This is a genomic window from Psychromonas arctica, assembly GCF_038155225.1.
Classification (GTDB): domain Bacteria; phylum Pseudomonadota; class Gammaproteobacteria; order Enterobacterales; family Psychromonadaceae; genus Psychromonas; species Psychromonas arctica_B.
Genome location: NZ_JBAKBA010000454.1, coordinates 1 through 208 on the forward strand (window position 1 = coordinate 1; position 208 = coordinate 208).

The window sequence follows — 208 nt, forward strand, 5'->3', positions numbered from 1 at the left end:
TAACAATTAAAGGTTTATAAGTCAGTTGCTGCCTTGTTTCTTTAGCAAACCCTTCTAACTTATCGCCTTTCTTAGATAGTTTAGTCAGTGGTATATGAACCCCAATATAACGCTCACGAGGGAAGTAAACCTTAGCAAAACCATGATAAAAACTATGCGCAATAAAAGAATCGATCAGTTCTCCATTACAAAAAAACTCAAACTCTAC

Annotated in this window: 1 protein-coding gene; it reads right to left on the minus strand. The window is 35.1% G+C overall.

Going from position 1 to position 208, the window contains the following annotated elements; all coding sequences use genetic code 11:
* Nucleotides 1-208 (minus strand): hypothetical protein (locus V6255_RS19070; protein WP_341629494.1); only part of this gene is annotated, 208 nt, incomplete at both ends.